Below are 17,661 nucleotides of genomic sequence, written 5' to 3' on the forward strand. Positions count from 1 at the left end.
TACCGCGATCAGCCCTTGTGCTGCTCGCGGTACTCGCGTGCGGTCATGCCGTGCACCTTTCTGAACTGTCTGGCGAAGTAGAACGAGTCCGGGTATCCCACCTCGGCAGCGATCGCGGCGACGGTGGCGGAGGTGGTGTCCAGCAGCTCGCGCGCCCGCGACATCCGCAACATCGTCTGGTACTGGAGCACGGGATAGCCGACGTGCCGTTTGAACAGGGCGCTGAAGTGCGACGTGCTCAGGGAAGCCATCGCTGCCAGCTCGGGAATGACGACGCGGTCGGCGAGGTGCGCCCGCAGGTACTCCGTGGCGTGCTCGATCACGTCTCCGGCCTCATCGGAGCGCGAACGCTCGGCAGCCAGCAGGGTGAGCGCGTGCCAGGCGGCCCCTGCTGCCGCGTTGAGGCTCGTGGTGGTGCTGTCCCTCTCCATGCGAGCCAGCACCTCCGACATCAGGGACACCACCGGATAGAGATCTCTGGGGCGGCGGACGGGATTCTCCACGGTCATCCCTGCCGCCGCCAAGTACGCCTCGACATCCGGCCCTGCTGCGTGGAACCACCACAGGGTCCACGGAGTCTCCGTATCGGAGCCGCACGCGTGCGGCTGGCGAGGAGGGAGGACGATGACCTGGCCCTTCTGCACGGGGAATCGTCCAGCTTCCGTCTCGCACCAGCCTGAGCCTTCGACGCAGGCGATGACGACAGCCTGCGCGATCGGCGTGGTTCGGCGGCGACCGTGCGAGGTCGCTTGTGGAAAATACCCGCTGTCCGTCACGACAAGACGAGTGGTTCCCGGCTGTTGCAGAAACTCGCGAACGCGCGGCCGGGGGAGCACCAGCATCCGCTGGCCAGGGAATCCGTCGGGGATAAGCACGGGATGATTGTGTGCCAATGTCAGTGAATTGTCCAGATACACCAACGGTTTCTGCTACGGCGCCCGGTGATACCGACATAGCGTTTATGTCGTTCGGACATAGGATCTTCCTTCGTCCGGCCCCTCGCGATCACACCACGAAATGGAGTCGAAGATGACCCGTAAGACCACCCGATGGCTCACGGCGCTCGGCAGCGCAGCAGCTGCGACAGCGTTGCTCGTTGGCTGCGTCTCCACATCGGGTGAGGCGCAGCAGACGAAGAGCGGCCCGGATGCGTCCGGCCCGCTGATCCTGCAGTCGCGCTTCACCGACGCGGAGAAGGGAGGACTGGACAAGCTGGTGAAGGACTTCAACGCCAAGGGCGAAGGTCAGGTCAAGGTGAACACCATCCCGACCACCACGTTCAACCAGCAGCTCCCCTCCTACCTCACCGCCAAGAACCCGCCGGACGTGTACACCTGGTACGCCGGACAGGCGACCCGCGACTTCGCCGACCAGAACCTCCTGCTCGACCTGTCGAGCGTGTGGAAGAACCACGAGAAGGACTTCCCCGAGGCTCTGAAGTCGCTGAGCCAGGACTCCTCCGGCAAGGACGTCTTCGTGCCGACCGGCTACTACTGGTGGGGCGTCTATTACTTCAAGAGCGACTTCCAGAAACTCGGGATCACTCCGCCGAAGACCTGGGATGAGTTCCTGGCCGCGTCGGAGAAGATCAAGAGCCAGGGCGTCACCCCGTTCACGGCCGGCCTCAGCGACAACGCGTGGCTCGCCTCAGCCTGGTTCGACTACCTCGACCTCCGGATCAACGGCGCGGACTTCCACCTCAAGCTGCTGGCAGGCAAGGAGAAGTACGACAGCCCAGAGGTGCGCAAGGTGTTCGCCGCCTTCAAGCAGGTGCTGCCGTACTTCGATCCAGCGGTGCTCGGCACGACGCAGAACCAGGCGATGAGCGACTTCTCGCAGGGCAAGGTGTCGATGTATCTGCTCGGGGCGTGGGCGCAGCCATCGGTTCCCGCCGACAAGCAGGGCGACCTCGCGTTCTTCCAATTCCCGATCATCGACCCCAAGGTGCCGGTGGCGGAGGAAGGGCCGACGGACGGATTCATCGCCAGCGCGAAGACGGACAAGCCGAACCTCACCAAGAAGTTCCTCGACTACGTGGCGAGCGCGCAGGCGCAGTCCGACCTGGCGAAGAGCCAGCAGGGCACATACCTGCCCGCGAGCTCGAAGGCGACGCTGAGCCTGGATGCGCTGTCCAAGCAGGGCAAGGACATGCTGGAGTCGGCGAAGCAGATCACCCAGTTCTACAACCGGGACGCCGGTGACGCTCAGCAGACGCCGGCCGACACTGCGATGACGAGCTTCATCGCGCATCCGGAGAACCTGGATCAGATCCTCAAGGACTGGGATGCAGCCTCCCAGAAGATCAGGGCCACTTCGTGACGACCATCACCTCGGTTCGCGGTCGGCGGCGGATCTCCATTCCGCCGCCGATCGTGTTCGCGCTCGTCCTCATCCCGTTCCTGATCGAGGCCGTCGGCGTCTTCTGGCCCGCCTTCCAGGGCATCAGCCTCTCGTTCCTCCACTGGAACGGCATCGGCCCCGCCACCCCGGTCGGCGCGCAGAACTACGTCGATCTGTTCTCAGACCCGATCTTCCTCACAGCGCTCAAGAACACCGCGATCTGGATCGTGCTGTTCGGCGGCATCTCGTTCGTCGCCGGGCTCGGCGTCGCCATGCTCTTCCAGTCGGAGCGCCGAGGGGTGGGCATCTACCGCACCGCGCTGTTCCTCCCGATCGTGTTCTCGCTGGTCGTCACCGCGTTGATCTGGGGCGCCTTCTTCCAGCCGAACGGCGTGCTCAACAACATCCTCGACGCCGTCGGGCTGCACAGTTGGACGCACGTCTGGCTGGGTGACTCGAGCACCGCTCTCTACGCGGTGATCGTCGCCGCGCTGTGGCGCGAGATCGGTTACGTCATGGTGCTCTTCATCGCCGGTCTCAAAGCGCTCGACCCCGCGGTCCAGGAGGCCGCCAAGGTCGACGGCGCCACGGCCTGGCAGCGCTTCTGGAACGTCACCATGCCGCAGCTGCGCAGCGTCAACCTCGTGGTGCTCTCCGTGCTGATCATCGACTCGCTCCGCTCCTTCGACATCGTCTGGGCGATGACCAGGGGCGGCCCATACCATTCGACCGAACTGCTCAGCACCTACATGTTCTCCACCGCGTTCGGTTCGCACGCTCTCGGATACGCGTCCGCCATCGCCGTGGTCATCTTCGTCCTCGCGATCGCCGTCATCGTGTCCTACCTCGTGCGCGCACTCTCCGAGGAGAAGGAGTCATGACGACGACCACGGCCCCGGCCAGAACCGCCACCTCCCACGCTCCGACGACACTGCGCAGACGCAGCAGGCGCCGGACAGCAGCGACCGTCGGCTTCCACACCACAGGAATCCTGATCTCGCTCGCCTGGTTCGCCCCCATCCTGGTGGTGCTGATCACCTCGTTCCGCACGTTCGACGACATCTCCGCCAACGGCATCGCGAGCCTCCCGCGCACGTTCACCATCGACACGTACGTGCAGGCGTGGAACCAGGGCGGGCTGTTCCAGGCGCTGGTGAACAGCATGATCGTCACCATCCCCACCGTCATCCTGACCCTCCTGCTCTCCGCGGCAGCGGCGTTCGGGCTCAGCCGCTTCCGCATCCCGTTCCGGCGGACGATCCTTCTTCTGATGCTCGCGGGCAACCTGCTCCCGGTGCAGATGCTGCTGATCCCGGTGGCCCGCCTCACGCAGCAGGTGAACGTCTATGACACGCTCGGGGCATTGATCGCCGTGCAGGTCGCGTTCGGCATCGGCTTCTACACGTTCGTCCTGTACGGCTTCATGCGCACCATCCCGAACGAGCTGCAGGAGGCAGCCACGCTCGACGGCGCTGGCACGGTCAGGATCTTCCTCCAGGTGATCCTTCCGCTCACCCGGCCTGCCCTCGCAGCGCTCGGAGCCCTCTCCTTCACCTGGGTGTTCAACGACCTGCTCTGGTCGATCACGCTGTTGCAGACCTCGGAGAAGCTGCCGATCACGGCGGCCGTGCTGTCCCTTCAGGGCCAGTACGTCTCGAGCTGGTCGGTTATCGCCGCAGCCACCGTGGTCGCCGCCATCCCGTCCACCATCGTCTTCCTGCTCTTCCAGCGCAGCTTCATCGGGGGCCTCGCCCTCGGATCGGTGAAATAGAACACATGCTCGTCGACACGGACCTCGTACATCTGCGCGCGGGAGGAACGAGCGTCGTCGTCCTCCTCGACGGCAACCGGCTTCCGCGCATCCTGCACTGGGGCGACGACCTCGGCGAGCTCGATGCCGGCGAACTTCGCACGATCGCGCAGGTCTCGCTCCCGGCGGTCGGCGACAGCGTGGTGACGTACCCGCAGCCGGTGCCCGTGCTCGCCCAGTTGCACGAGGGCTGGCTGGGGCGTCCCGGCCTCGTCGGGGATTCCGGTGGCCGCCGCTGGGCGCCGGTCTTCCGTACGGCGCGGAGCGAGCTCGTCACGACGGACGCGAGCGTCGCCCTGCACACGGAAGCGACGGATGACGCGTACGGCTTGGCCCTCACGATCGAACTCGACGTGCTGGCAGAGAGCGGGCTCGTCAGGCAGCGAGCGCGACTGCGCAACCTGAATGCGGACGTGTTCCGGGTGGAGAGCCTCGAACTCGCACTGCCGGTGCCGGCAGAAGCCGACGAGGTGCTGGATCTGACCGGGCGCTGGTCGCTCGAGCGGGTGCCGCAGCGGCGCGCATTCGATGTCGGCGAGTGGGTTCGCGCGTCGCGCGGCGGCAAGCCCGGGCTGGAGCACACGCTTCTGCTCGCAGCAGGCGAACGCGGCTTCGGCTTCCGCTCTGGACGGGTGTGGGCCACGCATCTCGCCTGGAGCGGAAATCAGACCCTCGCCGCAGAGCGCACCCCCGCGAACGTGCGGCGCCTGTCGGCCGTCGAGGGTCTCGCGGCCGCAGAGGTCGAACTCGCCGAAGGCGACGAGTATGTGACGCCGTGGCAATACGGCGCGTGGGGCGACGGGCTGGATGAGCTCGCTGCGCGGTTCCACCGGCACCTGCGAGCGTCGAACGCTCACCCGACAGGTCGCCGTCCCGTGCTGGTGAACACCTGGGAAGCCGTCTACTTCGACCACGACCCGGCGGCTCTCACCCGGCTCGCCGAGGAGGCCGCCGCCGTCGGGGCCGAACGCTTCGTGATCGACGACGGCTGGTTCACCGGCCGGCGCGACGACACCACCTCGCTCGGCGACTGGGATGTGGACATCGAGCGCTGGCCGGACGGCCTCGCCCCGATCGCCCAGCGCGTCCGGGAGCTCGGCATGGACTTCGGCCTCTGGTTCGAGCCGGAGATGATCAACCTCGACTCACGGCTCGCCGTCGAGCATCCCGAGTGGATCTTCGACGCCGGCCACGGTCCCGGCCTGCCGTCGCGGCAGCAGCACGTCCTCGACCTCGGGCACCCGGAGGCATACGCGTACCTGCTCGACCGGATGAGCACCCTCATCGCCGAGCTCGGCATCGCCTACGTGAAGTGGGACCACAATCGCTACCTGCTCGACGCCGGACACACCCCCTCCGGGAGGCCGGGGCCGCGCGAGCAGACCATCGCCGCCTATCGGCTGATGGACGAATTGCACCGCAGGCACCCCGGTCTCGAGATCGAGTCGTGCGCCAGCGGCGGCGGACGCATCGACCTCGGCGTCCTCGAACGAACCCAGCGTGTCTGGCCGAGCGACTGCAACGACCCGCACGAACGGCTGGAGGTCCAGCGGTGGACGGGGCTCCTCGTCCCGCCCGAACTGCAGGGCACGCACATCGGAGCGGAGGAGTCGCACACGACGCACCGCGTGCATCCGTTGTCGTACCGAGGAGAGAAGGCGATCTGGGGCAACCTCGGCGTCGAGATCGACCTGCTGACCGCCGACGACGAAACCAAGCGCGAGCTGGCGGACTGGATCGACTTCCACAAAGAACACCGGGAGCTGCTGCACTCGGGGGTCGTCGTCCACGCCGACCTCGCGGAGCCGGCCGCCCGGCTGGAGGGCGTGGTGAGCGCGTCTGCCGACGAGGGCCTGTACGCGTTCTCGATCGTCGAGCGGCCGAGCACCTGGCCCGTCGGCCGAGCGGGTCTGCCCGGTCTGGACGACGCGAAGACCTACGCCGTCCGCGCGGTTTTCCCCACCGGGGAACGGCCGGCCGGCGCGCAACCGCCGTGGCTTGCCGACGAGGTCGTTCTGAGCGGTCGCGTCCTGCGCCGCGTTGGCATCGAGATGCCGTCACTGGACCCCGATCGATCCCTGCTGCTGCATGTCCGTACGGTCTGACCCTGTCCGCCTCTCCCGCACGTCAGACGGTCGGAGCATCGAAGCGACTGTTTCGCGCGTCGGGGCCGGTCTTCAAGCTCTGAGCGTCGACGGGCTCGACCTCGTCGCCGGCGGCCTCGAAGGACCTGTCGCGTATTCCGGAGCGGTTCTCGTCCCGTGGCCCAACCGCATCCGGCGCGCGACCTGGACGCTCGATGGCGCGACGCAGTCGCTCGACGTGACGGAGTCGACCGGCGGAAACGCCCTGCACGGCCTCGTCGCGACCACGCCGTTCGAGGTCATCGAGCACGACCAGGACGTCGTCGGTCTGGCGGCGTCCGTGGACAGTCCCGCCGGCTACCCGTTCGAGCTCGATGTCGAGGTTCGGTATCACCTGATTCCGACGGGGATCCGATCCGAGATCACCGTCGTCAACCGGAGCGACAGGCCGGCTCCGGTCGCGGTGGGCGTGCATCCATACCTGCGGGTCGGGGATGCACCGTCGACGGACCTTCGGATTCAGGTCGCCGCGGAGACGACGCTGGTGCTCGGCGACGACAATCTGCCACGAGCTTCCGAGCCGGTCGCCGGCACGCCGTACGACCTGCGCACACCGACGGTGCTGGAGGACGCCCCTGGGCACGCCGCGTACACCGGGTTGCACTCGGAAGCGGGCCGAATCCGGATGCGACTGTGCGACGACCGCACCGGGGAGTCGGCGACTCTGTGGGCGGACGAGCGGTTCCGCTGGGCGCAGGTCTATGTCACGGATCGACCGCCAGGCCGCGGCCCAGGCGCGCCCGCAGTGGCCCTCGAACCGATGACGGGCCCGCCTGATGCGTTCAACTCCGGCGTCGATGTCCACTGGATGCCCCCGGCCTCCCGCTGGACGCTCGAGTGGGGCATCGACCGTCGGCGCTTCCGTCCGTGACGGGTGCGGGCCCCGGCGCCGCCGGAACCCGCACCCGTCAGGAACGTCGCCCGCTCAGGCGCAGGTGATCAGCGGTGCCGCCCAGTCTGCGCGGTCGTTGTAGCCGCCGTCTCCCGCGTCTCCGACGTGCAGCACGAGCTCGCGCACACCCGTGAGGTCCGCGTCGAACGCTGCGGCGGTGCCCCTGGCGACCGTGCCGCTGTCCCAGACCGTCGTGCCGTCCGCGATCAGCGAGAAGGTCGCCGTTCCGCCGTCCGGGCCGACGTTGTCGACGACATCGTCGATGCCGGCGATCCCGGTCAGCCGAGTGCACGTGCCGCCCAGGTAGTAGCGGATGTCGGACGGGCTGGCCACGCCGAGCCCGGTGGGGTACGTGCTGCCCGCGACCCGGATCGGGTTGCCGCCACCGACGCTCTGGTCGATGGCAGGCGTCATCCAGCCGCTCGTCGCCGACACCCAGGGCTGGTGCGACAACGGCTGGTTCGCGCCGGATGGCGGTGCGGGCGCGATCGTCACGGTCGATGCCGGCGATGTGACGGTCACCGGCCCACGGAGGCCGACGAACCGGACGGATGCGGTGACCGCCGACGCTCCGACGGGTGCGCTCGTCGGCACGGCGACAGTGAACGCCACATCGACAGAACGGCCGGGCTGGATGAGCGCCGGTTGCCGGCCCTTCGTCGTGCTCGTCCAGCCGTCCGGCGTTGCGAGCGTCGTCTTCGGAAGAGCGACGGGCGTGGTTCCGTCATTCCGGACCGTCACCCTCACGTCGAGTTTCGACCCAGCCGCGGCGAGCAGATTGACACTGGGACTCACGGCGGTGCCGTTCACGGCGGTGACCGCCGGCGCCCCCGCGGTCACGCGCGGACTGTCAGGGATGCCCGTGCTCTTGCTGACGACGAGGACGGACACGCCGTGGGCGGGCACCTGGGAGCGGATCGAATCCTTGGCTTCGCTCACCTGGTGGGTCCACGCATCCTTGACGGTCACGCGGGTGGCTTTCAGGCCGATCGTCGCCGGCGTCGTCGCGATCTCGGTCGCGGTGTCTCCGCGGTTGACGAGCGCGACGGCTGTCGTCCCGTTCGCGAGCGGCTTCGTCCAGGTCTCCGTCGGGCCGGCCGGCCCGACGCGGACCGCCTGCTTGCCGAGAGCATCCCGATCGATCGCGAGCAGGTCGGGGTTGGTGAGCGCGGCGATCGTCGCCTGGCTGAAGGTGCGCGGGTCGCTGCCGACCACCAGGGGGGCGGCCGACATCGACCACAGCGCCATCTGCGAGCGGAACTCCTCATCCGTCATGCCCAGTTGCGGCCCCAGGTAGTCCGGGTCGTTCCAGTGACCCGGCCCTGCGACCTCCGGGTGCCGTGCGTTGGCGTCGAAGTTGCGGAGCACGTCGGTGTATTTGATCGAGTTCACGAAGCCGACGTCGGTGTATGTGCGCCACGACTGGGCGATCGCCGGTGCGTAGCTCCAGGTGTTCGTCGACTGCTGCGACTCCGGGTAGTTGCCCCAGTCGGGCGACGTCACGGGGTTGCAGAGGTTGAAGATGATCGGCCGCCCGCTGCTGTTGTGCCGGAGGGCGTCCGCGAACTGCGTGTACACGGTCTTCGGGTCGAGGTTCGCAGCGATTCCACAGAGGAAGTCGACCTTCACGGCGTCGAACCCCCACGTCGCGAACGTGTCGGCGTCGGTCTGGTAATGGCCGTAGCTGCCGAGCCCGCACGATCCGGGGATGTACGGGCCGGCGTCGGTGTAGATGCCGGCCTTGAGCCCCTTCGCGTGGATGGCGGCGGCGAGAGCGGCCATCCCGTCCGGGAAGCGTGCCGGGTCGCCCTGCAGCAACCCGTCGGCGCCGCGCGGGGTCGCCGCTTGCCATCCGCCGTCGAGCCAGACGATGTCGTACCCGGCTTTGGCGAGGCCGCTGGAGACCAGGTGGTCGGCGACGTCAAGCACCTGAGCTGCGGTGTAGTCGCCGCCCAGACCGAAGTACGTGTTCCAACCGGCGTACGGGGTCGCGGCGAGCGGGGCAGAAGGCGCGGCGGCGACCGCCGTGGGCGGCGAGGCCGGCTGAGGCGCAGCGGCCGCTGGCAAGGCCAACGCCGTCGACGCCGAGAGGCCGAGCAGCGCCGCGACGCCGAGCCCCAGTATGCGTTTCGTCAACATCAATACTCCTGACTTCTTTGTCGCCTGGCAGACCCAGGCACCTCATCAGACCGCAGGAGAGCGATGGCCGAAATGCAGGAGATCACGGAATATCTGGACAAGTCGACGATTGAGCGCACCGATCCGCAAGCCGGTCGGGTCGGTCGCGAGCGAAACGGACCGAGCCCATTCCGCCCCTCCTCACACCCGCGTCGGCGCCCCGAGCCCCGCGGCCGCCGCCGTCATGGCCGCCTCGGCGGACTCCACCGTGATCAGGCTGTTCCCCGCCACGATGTGCAACCCGTACGCATCCTCGAGGGCCACCAGGTTCATCGCCAGCGTCGCCACGTCGAGGCGGGGGGCGAATGCTCCGGATGCGGTCCCTCGCTCCAGGATGGCGGTGTATGTGGCGAGCTGGCGCAGGTACATCTTCTCGACCAGGTCGTCGTGCAGCTTCGACGTTCCCGCCAGCACGTCGAACTCGTAGAGGAGGCGCATCAGGGCGTCGTCCGGGCCGCTGGGCAGACCCTCGCGGATGGCGGCGGCGAGCTGGAGCTGGGGCTCTGCGATGGCGGCGACCACGGCGTCGCGGTGGTCGCAGAAGCGTTCGAGACCGGCGCGGTGGGCCTCGACCAGGAGGGCGTCGAGGTCTTCGTAGTAGTAGAGGATCGCGCCGCGGGTGAGGCCGGCCTTCTCGGCCACGTCCGCGAGCGAGAGGGAGCGGAGGCCGTGCTCGGAGACGGCGGTGAGCGCCGCCTCCACGAGGTCGGCGCGGCGTTCCTCCTGCCTGCGCGGTCTGGCCATTCCTTGACACTATCCGATCGGCGTGACACACTTTCGGAATTATTTGACACAAGCGTCAAAGAATAGATCCAGTTCACCGCCGAGAGGGATATCCGTGACCGACCTGCTCATCACCAACGCGTCCGTCCGCACATTCGACGACGCCCGTCCCTGGGCAGAGGCCGTCGGGATCACCGGTGGGAGGATCAGCTACGTCGGCTCCGTGGACGACGCACCGGCCGCCGCCGAGACCCGCGACCTCGGCGGCGCGTCCGTCACGCCGGGCATCATCGACAGCCACAACCACCTGCTGCTCGGCTTCGATCAGGATGCGGTCAGCCTCGAAGGCGCGGACACGCTCGAGGAGGTGCGCCGCCGCATCCACGAGCTGGCGGAGCGCCGCCCCGACCTCGACTGGATCTGCGCCGAGAACGCCGTCTATTCGATCGTCTCCGGCCGCCGCCCGAACGCCGACGACCTCGCCGGACTCACCGACCGCCCGATCTTCGTCACCACCTACGACCAGCACTCGGTGTGGCTGGACGAGAAGGCCATGCGCATCCTCGGGATCGCGGACGGGGGCGACATCCCGTGGGGCCGCCCCGAGCGCCGCGACGACGGCACGGCCACGGGGTGGGTGACCGACTTCTACACCAGCGCCATGACCACGGCCGGGCTCGCGGGGCTGCAGCGCGACATCCCGATGTACTCCCCGGAGCGCCGCTACCGCAAGCTCGTCGGCAGCCTCGGGCTCGCGACCGCGAGCGGCATCACCACCGTGGTCGAGCCGCAGGTGCCGCTCGCCGAGATCGACCTGCTCCACCGCGCGCAGGCGGAGGGCCGGCTGAGCTCGCGCGTGATCGCCGCGCTGTTCCACCCCATCGACGCCGACGCCGCCTTCCGCCGCGACCTCCGGGATGCGGTCGACTCCGCCGCGCAGAACGACCTCCTCCGCTTCGGCCCTGTCAAGCTCTACGCCGACGACGTGATCGAACCGCACACCGCGTGGATGCTCGACGACTACGCCGACCGGCCAGGCCACCGCGGCCATCCGAGCGCGCCGCTCGGCGAGCTGACCAGGATCGTCACCGAGCTCGACCGGCTCGGCTTCCAGACTCACACGCACGCCACAGGAGACGGCGGCATCCGGCTGGCCCTGGATGCGATCGAGCACGCCGGCAGAGCCAACGGCACGGTCGACCGGCGTCACGGCATCGTGCACGTCGAGTGCCTGCACCCGGACGACCTCCCGCGGTTCGCGGCCCTCGGCATCACCGCCGCCATGCAGCCGCGGCACTGCTCCCCGGACCTCGTCGCCGGCACCTGGATGGAGAACGTGGGCGAGCAGCGCTGGGACCGCGCGTGGCGCATCCGCTCCCTGATGGCCTCCGGGGCGCACGTCGCCCTGTCGAGCGACTGGCAGGTGGGGGAGATGGACCCCCTCGTCGGCTTCTACTCCGCGCTCACCCGCGCCGGTCTCGACGGGCGAGACGCGTGGACGCCCGATGAACGTCTCTCACTCGACGACACCATCCGCGGCTACACCAGCGAGGGTGCGTGGGCCTGGCACTCCGAGCAGGACCTCGGGGTGATCCGCGTCGGCGCGAAGGCCGACGTGGTCGCCTGGTCCGACGACCTCTACACGCACGAAGGCGACCCGTCCGGCCTGCTCGATCAGCGGGCGGACCTCACCATCGTGTGCGGTGCGGTCGTGCACGACGTGGCCGCCGCATCCGCTGTCCCGTCCGTCTACGGCGGGCTCGCGCACTGCTCGGCGACCCACGCCGAGACGGTCAGCACCCCTCACTGATCCGTTTTCCCCCTGATCCGTTCCTCCCACCGTCGCGAAGGAAACCCCCATGTCCCAGCTCGACCCGGCCATCGCACCATCCCGCACCGCGGAAGCACCTCCAGCACCGGGGGCTCCCGGCCTCCGCAGAACCCTCAAGCTCCGGCACATCGTCTTCCTCGGGCTGGCGTACATGGCGCCCCTCGCGGTCTTCGACACGTTCGGGATCGTGGCGGACGTCACCCACGGGCACGTCCCACTCGCCTATCTCGTCGTGCTCGTCGCCGTCCTGATCACGGCGCTCAGCTACTCCAGGATGGTCAAGGTCTTCCCGTTCGCCGGCTCGGCATACACGTACACCAGGGAGGCGATCAACCCGCACATCGGCTTCCTGGTCGGCTGGGCGGCGACCCTCGACTACCTGCTGCTGCCGATGATCAACGCGCTGCTGTCGGCGATCTACATGTCAGCGGCGTTCCCCGGCATCCCGTCGTGGGTGTGGATCCTGTCCACCATCGTCATCTGCACGGTCCTGAACCTGATCGGGGTGCAGATCGCGGCGAAGGTGAACGTGATCCTGGTGGTGATCCAGGTGGTGGTCGCCGTGGCGTTCGTCGCGCTGACGATCAAGAACATCGTGGATGGCGCGAACGGCGCGTCGTTCTCGATGTCACCCTTCTTCTCGCCGGGGCTCGACCTCCCCGCCGTCGCATCGGGAGCGGCCATCCTCGCGCTGTCGTTCCTGGGCTTCGACGCGGTCAGCACGCTGGCGGAGGAGGCGGAGAAGCCGAAGAGGGACATCCCGAGGGCGATCCTCATCATCGTCGCCGTCGCCGGGGTCTTCTTCGTCTCGGTCACCTACGCGATGCAGGTGCTGTTCCCCGATGTGGCGAAGGTCGGCAACATCGTCGGAGCGTCGCCGGAGATCGCGAAGTACATCGGCGGCGCCGCTTTCCAGGCCGTCTTCATCGGCGGATACATGGTCGCCGTCCTCGGCTGCGGCATCACCCAGCAGATGAGCGCAGCGCGCCTGCTCTACGCGATGGGGCGGGACGGCGCGCTCCCGAAGCGCTTCTTCGGCTCGCTGAACCGCGCGGGCGTTCCTGCGGCGAATGTGCTCCTCATCGCCGCGCTCGCCTGCTCCGCCGTCTTCCTCGACCTCGGCCGTGCGGCATCCCTCATCAACTTCGGCGCGTTCGTCGCCTTCATCTTCGTGAACCTGTCGGTGATCTTCACCTACCTCCGGTTCGTGAAGAAGCGCGGCTGGCGTGCTGCCATCGGGTACCTGGTTCTCCCAGGGCTCGGGGTGGCGATCAACGTCGCCCTCTGGTTCAGCCTGGAGCCGAGTGCGATGATCGTCGGCGGGGTCTGGGTGGCGATCGGTCTGGCCTACCTGCTCTGGCGCACCCGGTTCTTCCGGGTGAGCCCACCGCCGCTGCGCGGGCCGAGCGATCTCTAGCTCAGGCGGCGTATGCCGCCAGCGGGGCGAGGTCAGGTTGCGACGACGGGTCGGCGACCGCCGCGGCGCCGACCGCGCAGGCGGTGGTGAGCGCGTCGACAGGGCTGAACCCTTCGCGCAGCGCGAGCGTCAGAGCAGCGCAGAACGCGTCGCCTGCGCCGACCGTGTTGACGGGGGTCGTCGCGACGGCGGGCACAGAGGCGATCGTCTCGCCGCGCTCGAGCAGCGCAGCGCCTTTCGATCCGTACGTGACGGCGACGAGCGGCGCATCCCGCAGTTCGGGCATCAGCGCGTACTCGGTCTCGTTGACGATGAACAGGTCGACCCGGTCGAGCACGGCGCGGGGCAACGGCTGGGCAGGCGCGGCGTTCAGTGCCAGATAGCCGGGAACCGTCTCGGCCAGGCGCGTGATGAGTTCCATCGAGATCTCGAGCTGCGCGAGCACCGTCTCGTCGTCGGCGAACGCGACGCCGTCGATGGTGACCAGTGCGTTGGCGCCCTCGCACACCGCGATCTGGTTCTCGCCTGCGGCGTCCACCACGATGAGGGCGGTGCCGGTGGCTTCGCTCACGGAGGCGATGTGCGTGGTGTCGACCCCGGCGTCCGTGAGCGCTGTGCGCATCCACTGGCCGTCGGCGTCGTCGCCCACCGCTCCGACCATGCGCACCTCGGCGCCGAGGCGTGCGGCGGCCGCGGCCTGGTTGGCTCCCTTGCCGCCCGCGTCGCGCCGCAGCCGGCCGCCTCCGATGGTCTCGCCGGGCTCCGGCAGGCGGCTGGTGATGGCGGTGAGGTCGACGTTGACGCTGCCGACGACGGTGAGTTTCTGCACGCTGGTGGGTCTCTCTGCTGCGGGGGACGGCGGTGGAATGTCTGGGACGGCGTGGTCAGGCCTGCGAGGCCTGCACCACGGAGAGGTGGGCGACCCGCGACGACACGATGCACTTGGCGAGGTAGATGGGCGTCCCGTCGATCTCGGCGGTCTGCGTGAGGATGAGCACGGGGTCGTTGGCCCCGAGGGCCAGGAGCTTCGCGCGGGATGCCCCGGCGACGTTCACCGCGATCTGGCACACGCCGGAGCTGAACACCGGGCCAACGCGCTCGATCAGCTCGGCGAGGAGGGTCGCGGGAGCTGCGGCGGCCGCATCCAGATGTTCGGCGATCGCCGGGCTCACGTCGCTCAGGTAGCGGCCGGCCGGGAAGTGCTCCTGCACGATTGCGATGGGCTCGCCGTCGCGCTCGATCACGCTCTCGCGGAACCAGGTGTTGGCCGCGAGGTCGATGGCCAGCTTGTTGGACACGAAGTCGGTGGTCGGCTGCATCGCGAACTCGACGGGACGCACGACCACCCGGCCGTCGCCGTCCGACAGTGCCTGCTCGAACGGCCGCAGCTCCTCCAGGCCGACCCTCGGGATGCTCGTGGCGACGAAGCGCCCCACCCCGCGGCGCGTGACGATCAGGCCGTCCTCCTCCAGGAGCATGAGCGCTTCGCGGACGACCGTGCGGCTGACTCCGAGGGATGCGCCGAGCTCCGTCTCGCGAGGAAGCGCGGATCCGAGGGGGAAGACGTGTCCCCGGATGCCCTCGGCGATGCGCGAGTACACGGCCACGCGCAACGGCTGACCGACCGTGGTGGTGAGATTCCTGTCCAGGAACTGGTCGACGGTCATGGTCATTTCGCAGGCTCCCTCGCTCGTCAGGTCTCCCATATTCAATCACGAAAATCTCCAGTGGTTCGCATGTCGCACCGGAGAGGTATAACATCGTACCCGCCGTGCTCCACACGGCCCTGTACCCCGAACAGTCAGACAAAGGAGTCGCCCCGTGAGTTCCCCCACGCTCGACAGCGCCGCCACGGCCGCCGCACATCCATCGGCCCCGCCGTTGCGCGGAGGAAAGGCCGTCGCGCTCGTCGCCACGCTCATCCTCGGTGTGCTGTCGTTCCAGCTCAACGCCAGCATGATCACCCCCGCCCTGCCCGATATCGCCCGCGACCTGCACGAGAGCGTCGGCGCGGTGTCGCAGGTGTCGTCGCTGTTCTTCCTCGCCGGAGCGATCGGCGGTGTCGTGCTGTCGCGCTGGAGCGACTTCATCGGCCGCAAGCAGGCGCTCGTGCTCGTGCTCGTGGTGCTGGCGGCGGGAACGCTGCTCTGCATGTTCGCGCCGAGCCTTCCCGTGCTGCTGATCGGCCGCGCGCTGCAGGGGGCGTCGAGTGCGGCGTTCCAGCTCTCCTACGTGATCCTGAGCGAGCGGATGAGCGCCAAGGTCTTCGGCACGACGCTCGGCATCATCACCGCGGTGAACGGCGGAGTCGGCGGCGTCGACGGCTACTTCGGCGGTCTGCTCGCCGACACCTTCGGCTTCCGCTCGATCTTCGTGGTGATCTTCCTCGTCGGCCTGGTCGCCCTGGCCTGCGTGCTCCTCGTCGTTCCCAAGACCTCCAAGCCGGTGTCGCCAGGACGCATGGACTGGTGGGGCGCGGCCGTGCTCTCGATCGCGCTGGTCTGCGTCACGTTCTTCGTCTCGCAGGGCTCGTCGGCCGGCTGGGCCGCGCCGATCACGCTGCTCTACCTGGCGGGCACCATCGTCTCGCTTGTGGCGTTCTGGTTCGTCGAGAAGAAGCGCACCACCCCGCTGATCGCCGTCGAGCACCTGCGCTCCCGTCAGGTCTGGCCGGTGATCGCCACGACCATCCTGACCTTGTCCGGCGTGTTCGCGGTGATCAACTTCACCGTGGTGCTGCTCAGCCAGGATGCGAAGGTCGGCTTCGGTCTCGACGCCGCGACCTCCGCGCTGCTCTTCCTCGCGCCGCCCGCCCTGATCGGTGTGTTCGCCGCACCGCTCTCCGGCTGGCTGGCGGGCAGGCAGGGCTGGATCCGCATCCTGCGCATCGGCATGGTGCTCTGCATCCTGGCCCTCGTCGTGATCAGCCTGCTGCCGCAGAACCAGGGCGTCGTCCTGGCCATGATCGCGCTGCTCGGCCTCACATACAACGGCCTCGTGCTCACCACGATCAACGGACTCGGCGTGCTGCTCTCCCCGCCGGACGCCCCGGCCGCGCTGCCCGGCCTGAACGGCGCAGGGTTCGGCATCGGAGCGAGCCTCGGCATCGGCATCGTGGCGCCGTTCGTCGCCCAGGGCACACTCGCCGGTTACGGCATCGCGCTCTGGATCAGCGTGGGGATCACCGTCCTCGCGCTGATCGCCAGCCTGTTCATCGCGCCGCGCCGCGGGCAGACCATCTAGCCGCCCAGCCGTCGTCCTCGCACCACCCTCGCGGGGCGTCCGGTTCGGCCGGATGCCCCGCATCACCACCAGAAACACGGAGCACCACGCATGACCACCACCGACACCCGACGCCGTCCCGTCTACTTCGACTGCGACACCGGCATCGACGACTCGCTCGCCCTCGCGTACCTTCTGGCGTCGCCCGAGATCGACCTCGTCGGCATCGGCACGGTGAGCGGCAACGTGAGCGCGGCTCAAGCCGCAGAGAACACGCTGCGCATCCTCTCGCTCGCCGGTCGTCACGACATCCCGGTCGCCGTCGGCGCCCACGACGCCCTCACCCGCGCGTTCGAGGGCGGCGCGCCCCACGTGCACGGCGCGAACGGGATCGGCGACGTCGAGCTGCCGGCCTCCGGCCTCACCGCGATCGACGAGGACGCCGCCCACCTGCTCGTGCGCCTCTCGCACGAGTACGACGGCCGGCTCGAGGTCATCACGGTCGGGCCGACGACGAACATCGCCCTCGCTCTGCGCCTCGACCCGACCCTTCCGTCGCGCGTGGTCGAGCTGACCGCGATGGGCGGAGCGGCGCACGCGTCCGGCAACGTCACCCCGGTCGCCGAGGCCAACATCTGGAACGACCCTGAGGCGGCGGCCGAACTGCTCGCCGCGCCGTGGCCTGTCGTGCTGGTGCCGCTCGACGTCACGGTCGAGAACACGCTGGAGGAGTCGCACCGCGCGCAGCTCCTCGACTCCGACCGCCCCCTCGCCCGCGCGGTCGGCCAGATGCTCGACTTCTACTTCGACTTCTATGTCGAGCTCTACGGCCACCGCAGCAGCGCGCTGCACGACCCGCTCGCCGCCGCGATCGCTGTCGGCGGCATCACGGCCTCCAACGCGCCGCTGGTCGACGTGGTGGTGGATGCGACCCAGGGCCCCGGCCGCGGCCAGACGATCTGCGACCTCCGCGGCCAGCGCCTCGGCCCCGTGGACCAGCCGGGAGCCCACGTCCGCGTCGTCCTCGGCACCGACCGCCCGCTCGACGCGCACCTGGTGGGGCGGCTCGTCGGGGCGGAGTGACCCGCTCGCTGTATTGAGATC

Annotated in this window: 14 protein-coding genes; 9 read left to right on the forward strand and 5 right to left on the reverse strand. The window is 68.8% G+C overall.

The window, feature by feature from the left end:
- Positions 1–8: 8 nt before the first annotated feature.
- The gene (locus ACIRCZ_RS17835) at positions 9–875 is read right to left on the reverse strand and encodes an AraC family transcriptional regulator (protein ID WP_402855445.1); all 867 of its coding nucleotides are present in this window, start codon (positions 873–875) and stop codon (positions 9–11) included.
- 154 nt (positions 876–1,029) lie between these two features.
- On the opposite strand from ACIRCZ_RS17835, the gene ACIRCZ_RS17840 reads away from it, so the two are divergent.
- From ACIRCZ_RS17840 to ACIRCZ_RS17860, 5 genes are read left to right on the forward strand one after another with little or no spacing between them, the layout of a single operon-like run.
- Positions 1,030–2,319: an ABC transporter substrate-binding protein gene (locus ACIRCZ_RS17840; RefSeq protein ID WP_402855448.1), complete on the forward strand. Its 1,290-nt coding sequence runs from the start codon at positions 1,030–1,032 to the stop codon at positions 2,317–2,319.
- The gene (locus ACIRCZ_RS17845) at positions 2,316–3,221 is read left to right on the forward strand and encodes a carbohydrate ABC transporter permease (protein WP_055889338.1); all 906 of its coding nucleotides are present in this window, start codon (positions 2,316–2,318) and stop codon (positions 3,219–3,221) included. Before ACIRCZ_RS17840 ends, ACIRCZ_RS17845 begins: the two co-directional genes overlap by 4 nt.
- Positions 3,218–4,111, forward strand: a complete 894-nt coding sequence (locus ACIRCZ_RS17850; RefSeq protein WP_402855452.1) for a carbohydrate ABC transporter permease — start codon at positions 3,218–3,220, stop codon at positions 4,109–4,111. The genes ACIRCZ_RS17845 and ACIRCZ_RS17850 overlap by 4 nt, the downstream gene beginning before the upstream one ends.
- Before the next feature lie 5 nt (positions 4,112–4,116).
- Entirely contained in the window at positions 4,117–6,255 is a 2,139-nt protein-coding gene (locus tag ACIRCZ_RS17855) for an alpha-galactosidase (protein ID WP_402855455.1), read from the forward strand.
- Positions 6,239–7,165 carry an aldose epimerase gene (locus ACIRCZ_RS17860; protein ID WP_402855458.1) on the forward strand — a complete coding sequence of 309 codons (927 nt, stop codon included), beginning with the start codon at positions 6,239–6,241 and terminating at the stop codon, positions 7,163–7,165. Before ACIRCZ_RS17855 ends, ACIRCZ_RS17860 begins: the two co-directional genes overlap by 17 nt.
- Before the next feature lie 54 nt (positions 7,166–7,219).
- On the opposite strand, the gene ACIRCZ_RS17865 is transcribed toward ACIRCZ_RS17860, so the two are convergent.
- Entirely contained in the window at positions 7,220–9,325 is a 2,106-nt protein-coding gene (locus ACIRCZ_RS17865) for an NPCBM/NEW2 domain-containing protein (protein WP_402855461.1), read from the reverse strand.
- 180 nt (positions 9,326–9,505) lie between these two features.
- On the reverse strand, positions 9,506–10,108 hold the full coding sequence (locus ACIRCZ_RS17870) for a TetR/AcrR family transcriptional regulator (protein ID WP_402855464.1): 603 nt from the start codon (positions 10,106–10,108) through the stop codon (positions 9,506–9,508).
- 94 nt (positions 10,109–10,202) lie between these two features.
- On the opposite strand from ACIRCZ_RS17870, the gene ACIRCZ_RS17875 reads away from it, so the two are divergent.
- Both ACIRCZ_RS17875 and ACIRCZ_RS17880 read left to right on the forward strand, forming a co-directional pair.
- Entirely contained in the window at positions 10,203–11,897 is a 1,695-nt protein-coding gene (locus ACIRCZ_RS17875; RefSeq protein WP_402855467.1) for an amidohydrolase, read from the forward strand.
- A 49-nt stretch (positions 11,898–11,946) separates the two neighbouring features.
- A complete protein-coding gene (locus ACIRCZ_RS17880; RefSeq protein WP_402855470.1) occupies positions 11,947–13,335 on the forward strand; it encodes an APC family permease in 1,389 nt (462 codons plus the stop codon).
- Position 13,336: 1 nt separating this feature from the next.
- On the opposite strand, the gene ACIRCZ_RS17885 is transcribed toward ACIRCZ_RS17880, so the two are convergent.
- Positions 13,337–14,164, reverse strand: a complete 828-nt coding sequence (locus ACIRCZ_RS17885; RefSeq protein ID WP_055889364.1) for a PfkB family carbohydrate kinase — start codon at positions 14,162–14,164, stop codon at positions 13,337–13,339.
- Between the two features lie 55 nt (positions 14,165–14,219).
- The gene (locus ACIRCZ_RS17890; protein ID WP_402855474.1) at positions 14,220–15,008 is read right to left on the reverse strand and encodes a GntR family transcriptional regulator; all 789 of its coding nucleotides are present in this window, start codon (positions 15,006–15,008) and stop codon (positions 14,220–14,222) included.
- A gap of 148 nt (positions 15,009–15,156) precedes the next feature.
- On the opposite strand from ACIRCZ_RS17890, the gene ACIRCZ_RS17895 reads away from it, so the two are divergent.
- Positions 15,157–16,578 carry an MFS transporter gene (locus ACIRCZ_RS17895; protein ID WP_055889367.1) on the forward strand — a complete coding sequence of 474 codons (1,422 nt, stop codon included), beginning with the start codon at positions 15,157–15,159 and terminating at the stop codon, positions 16,576–16,578.
- A 90-nt stretch (positions 16,579–16,668) separates the two neighbouring features.
- Complete coding sequence (locus tag ACIRCZ_RS17900; protein ID WP_402855478.1) at positions 16,669–17,640, forward strand: nucleoside hydrolase; 972 nt, start codon at positions 16,669–16,671, stop codon at positions 17,638–17,640.
- Positions 17,641–17,661 lie beyond the last annotated feature (21 nt).

The sequence above is a fragment of the Leifsonia sp. NPDC102414 genome (genome assembly GCF_044765685.1).
GTDB lineage: Bacteria > Actinomycetota > Actinomycetes > Actinomycetales > Microbacteriaceae > Leifsonia.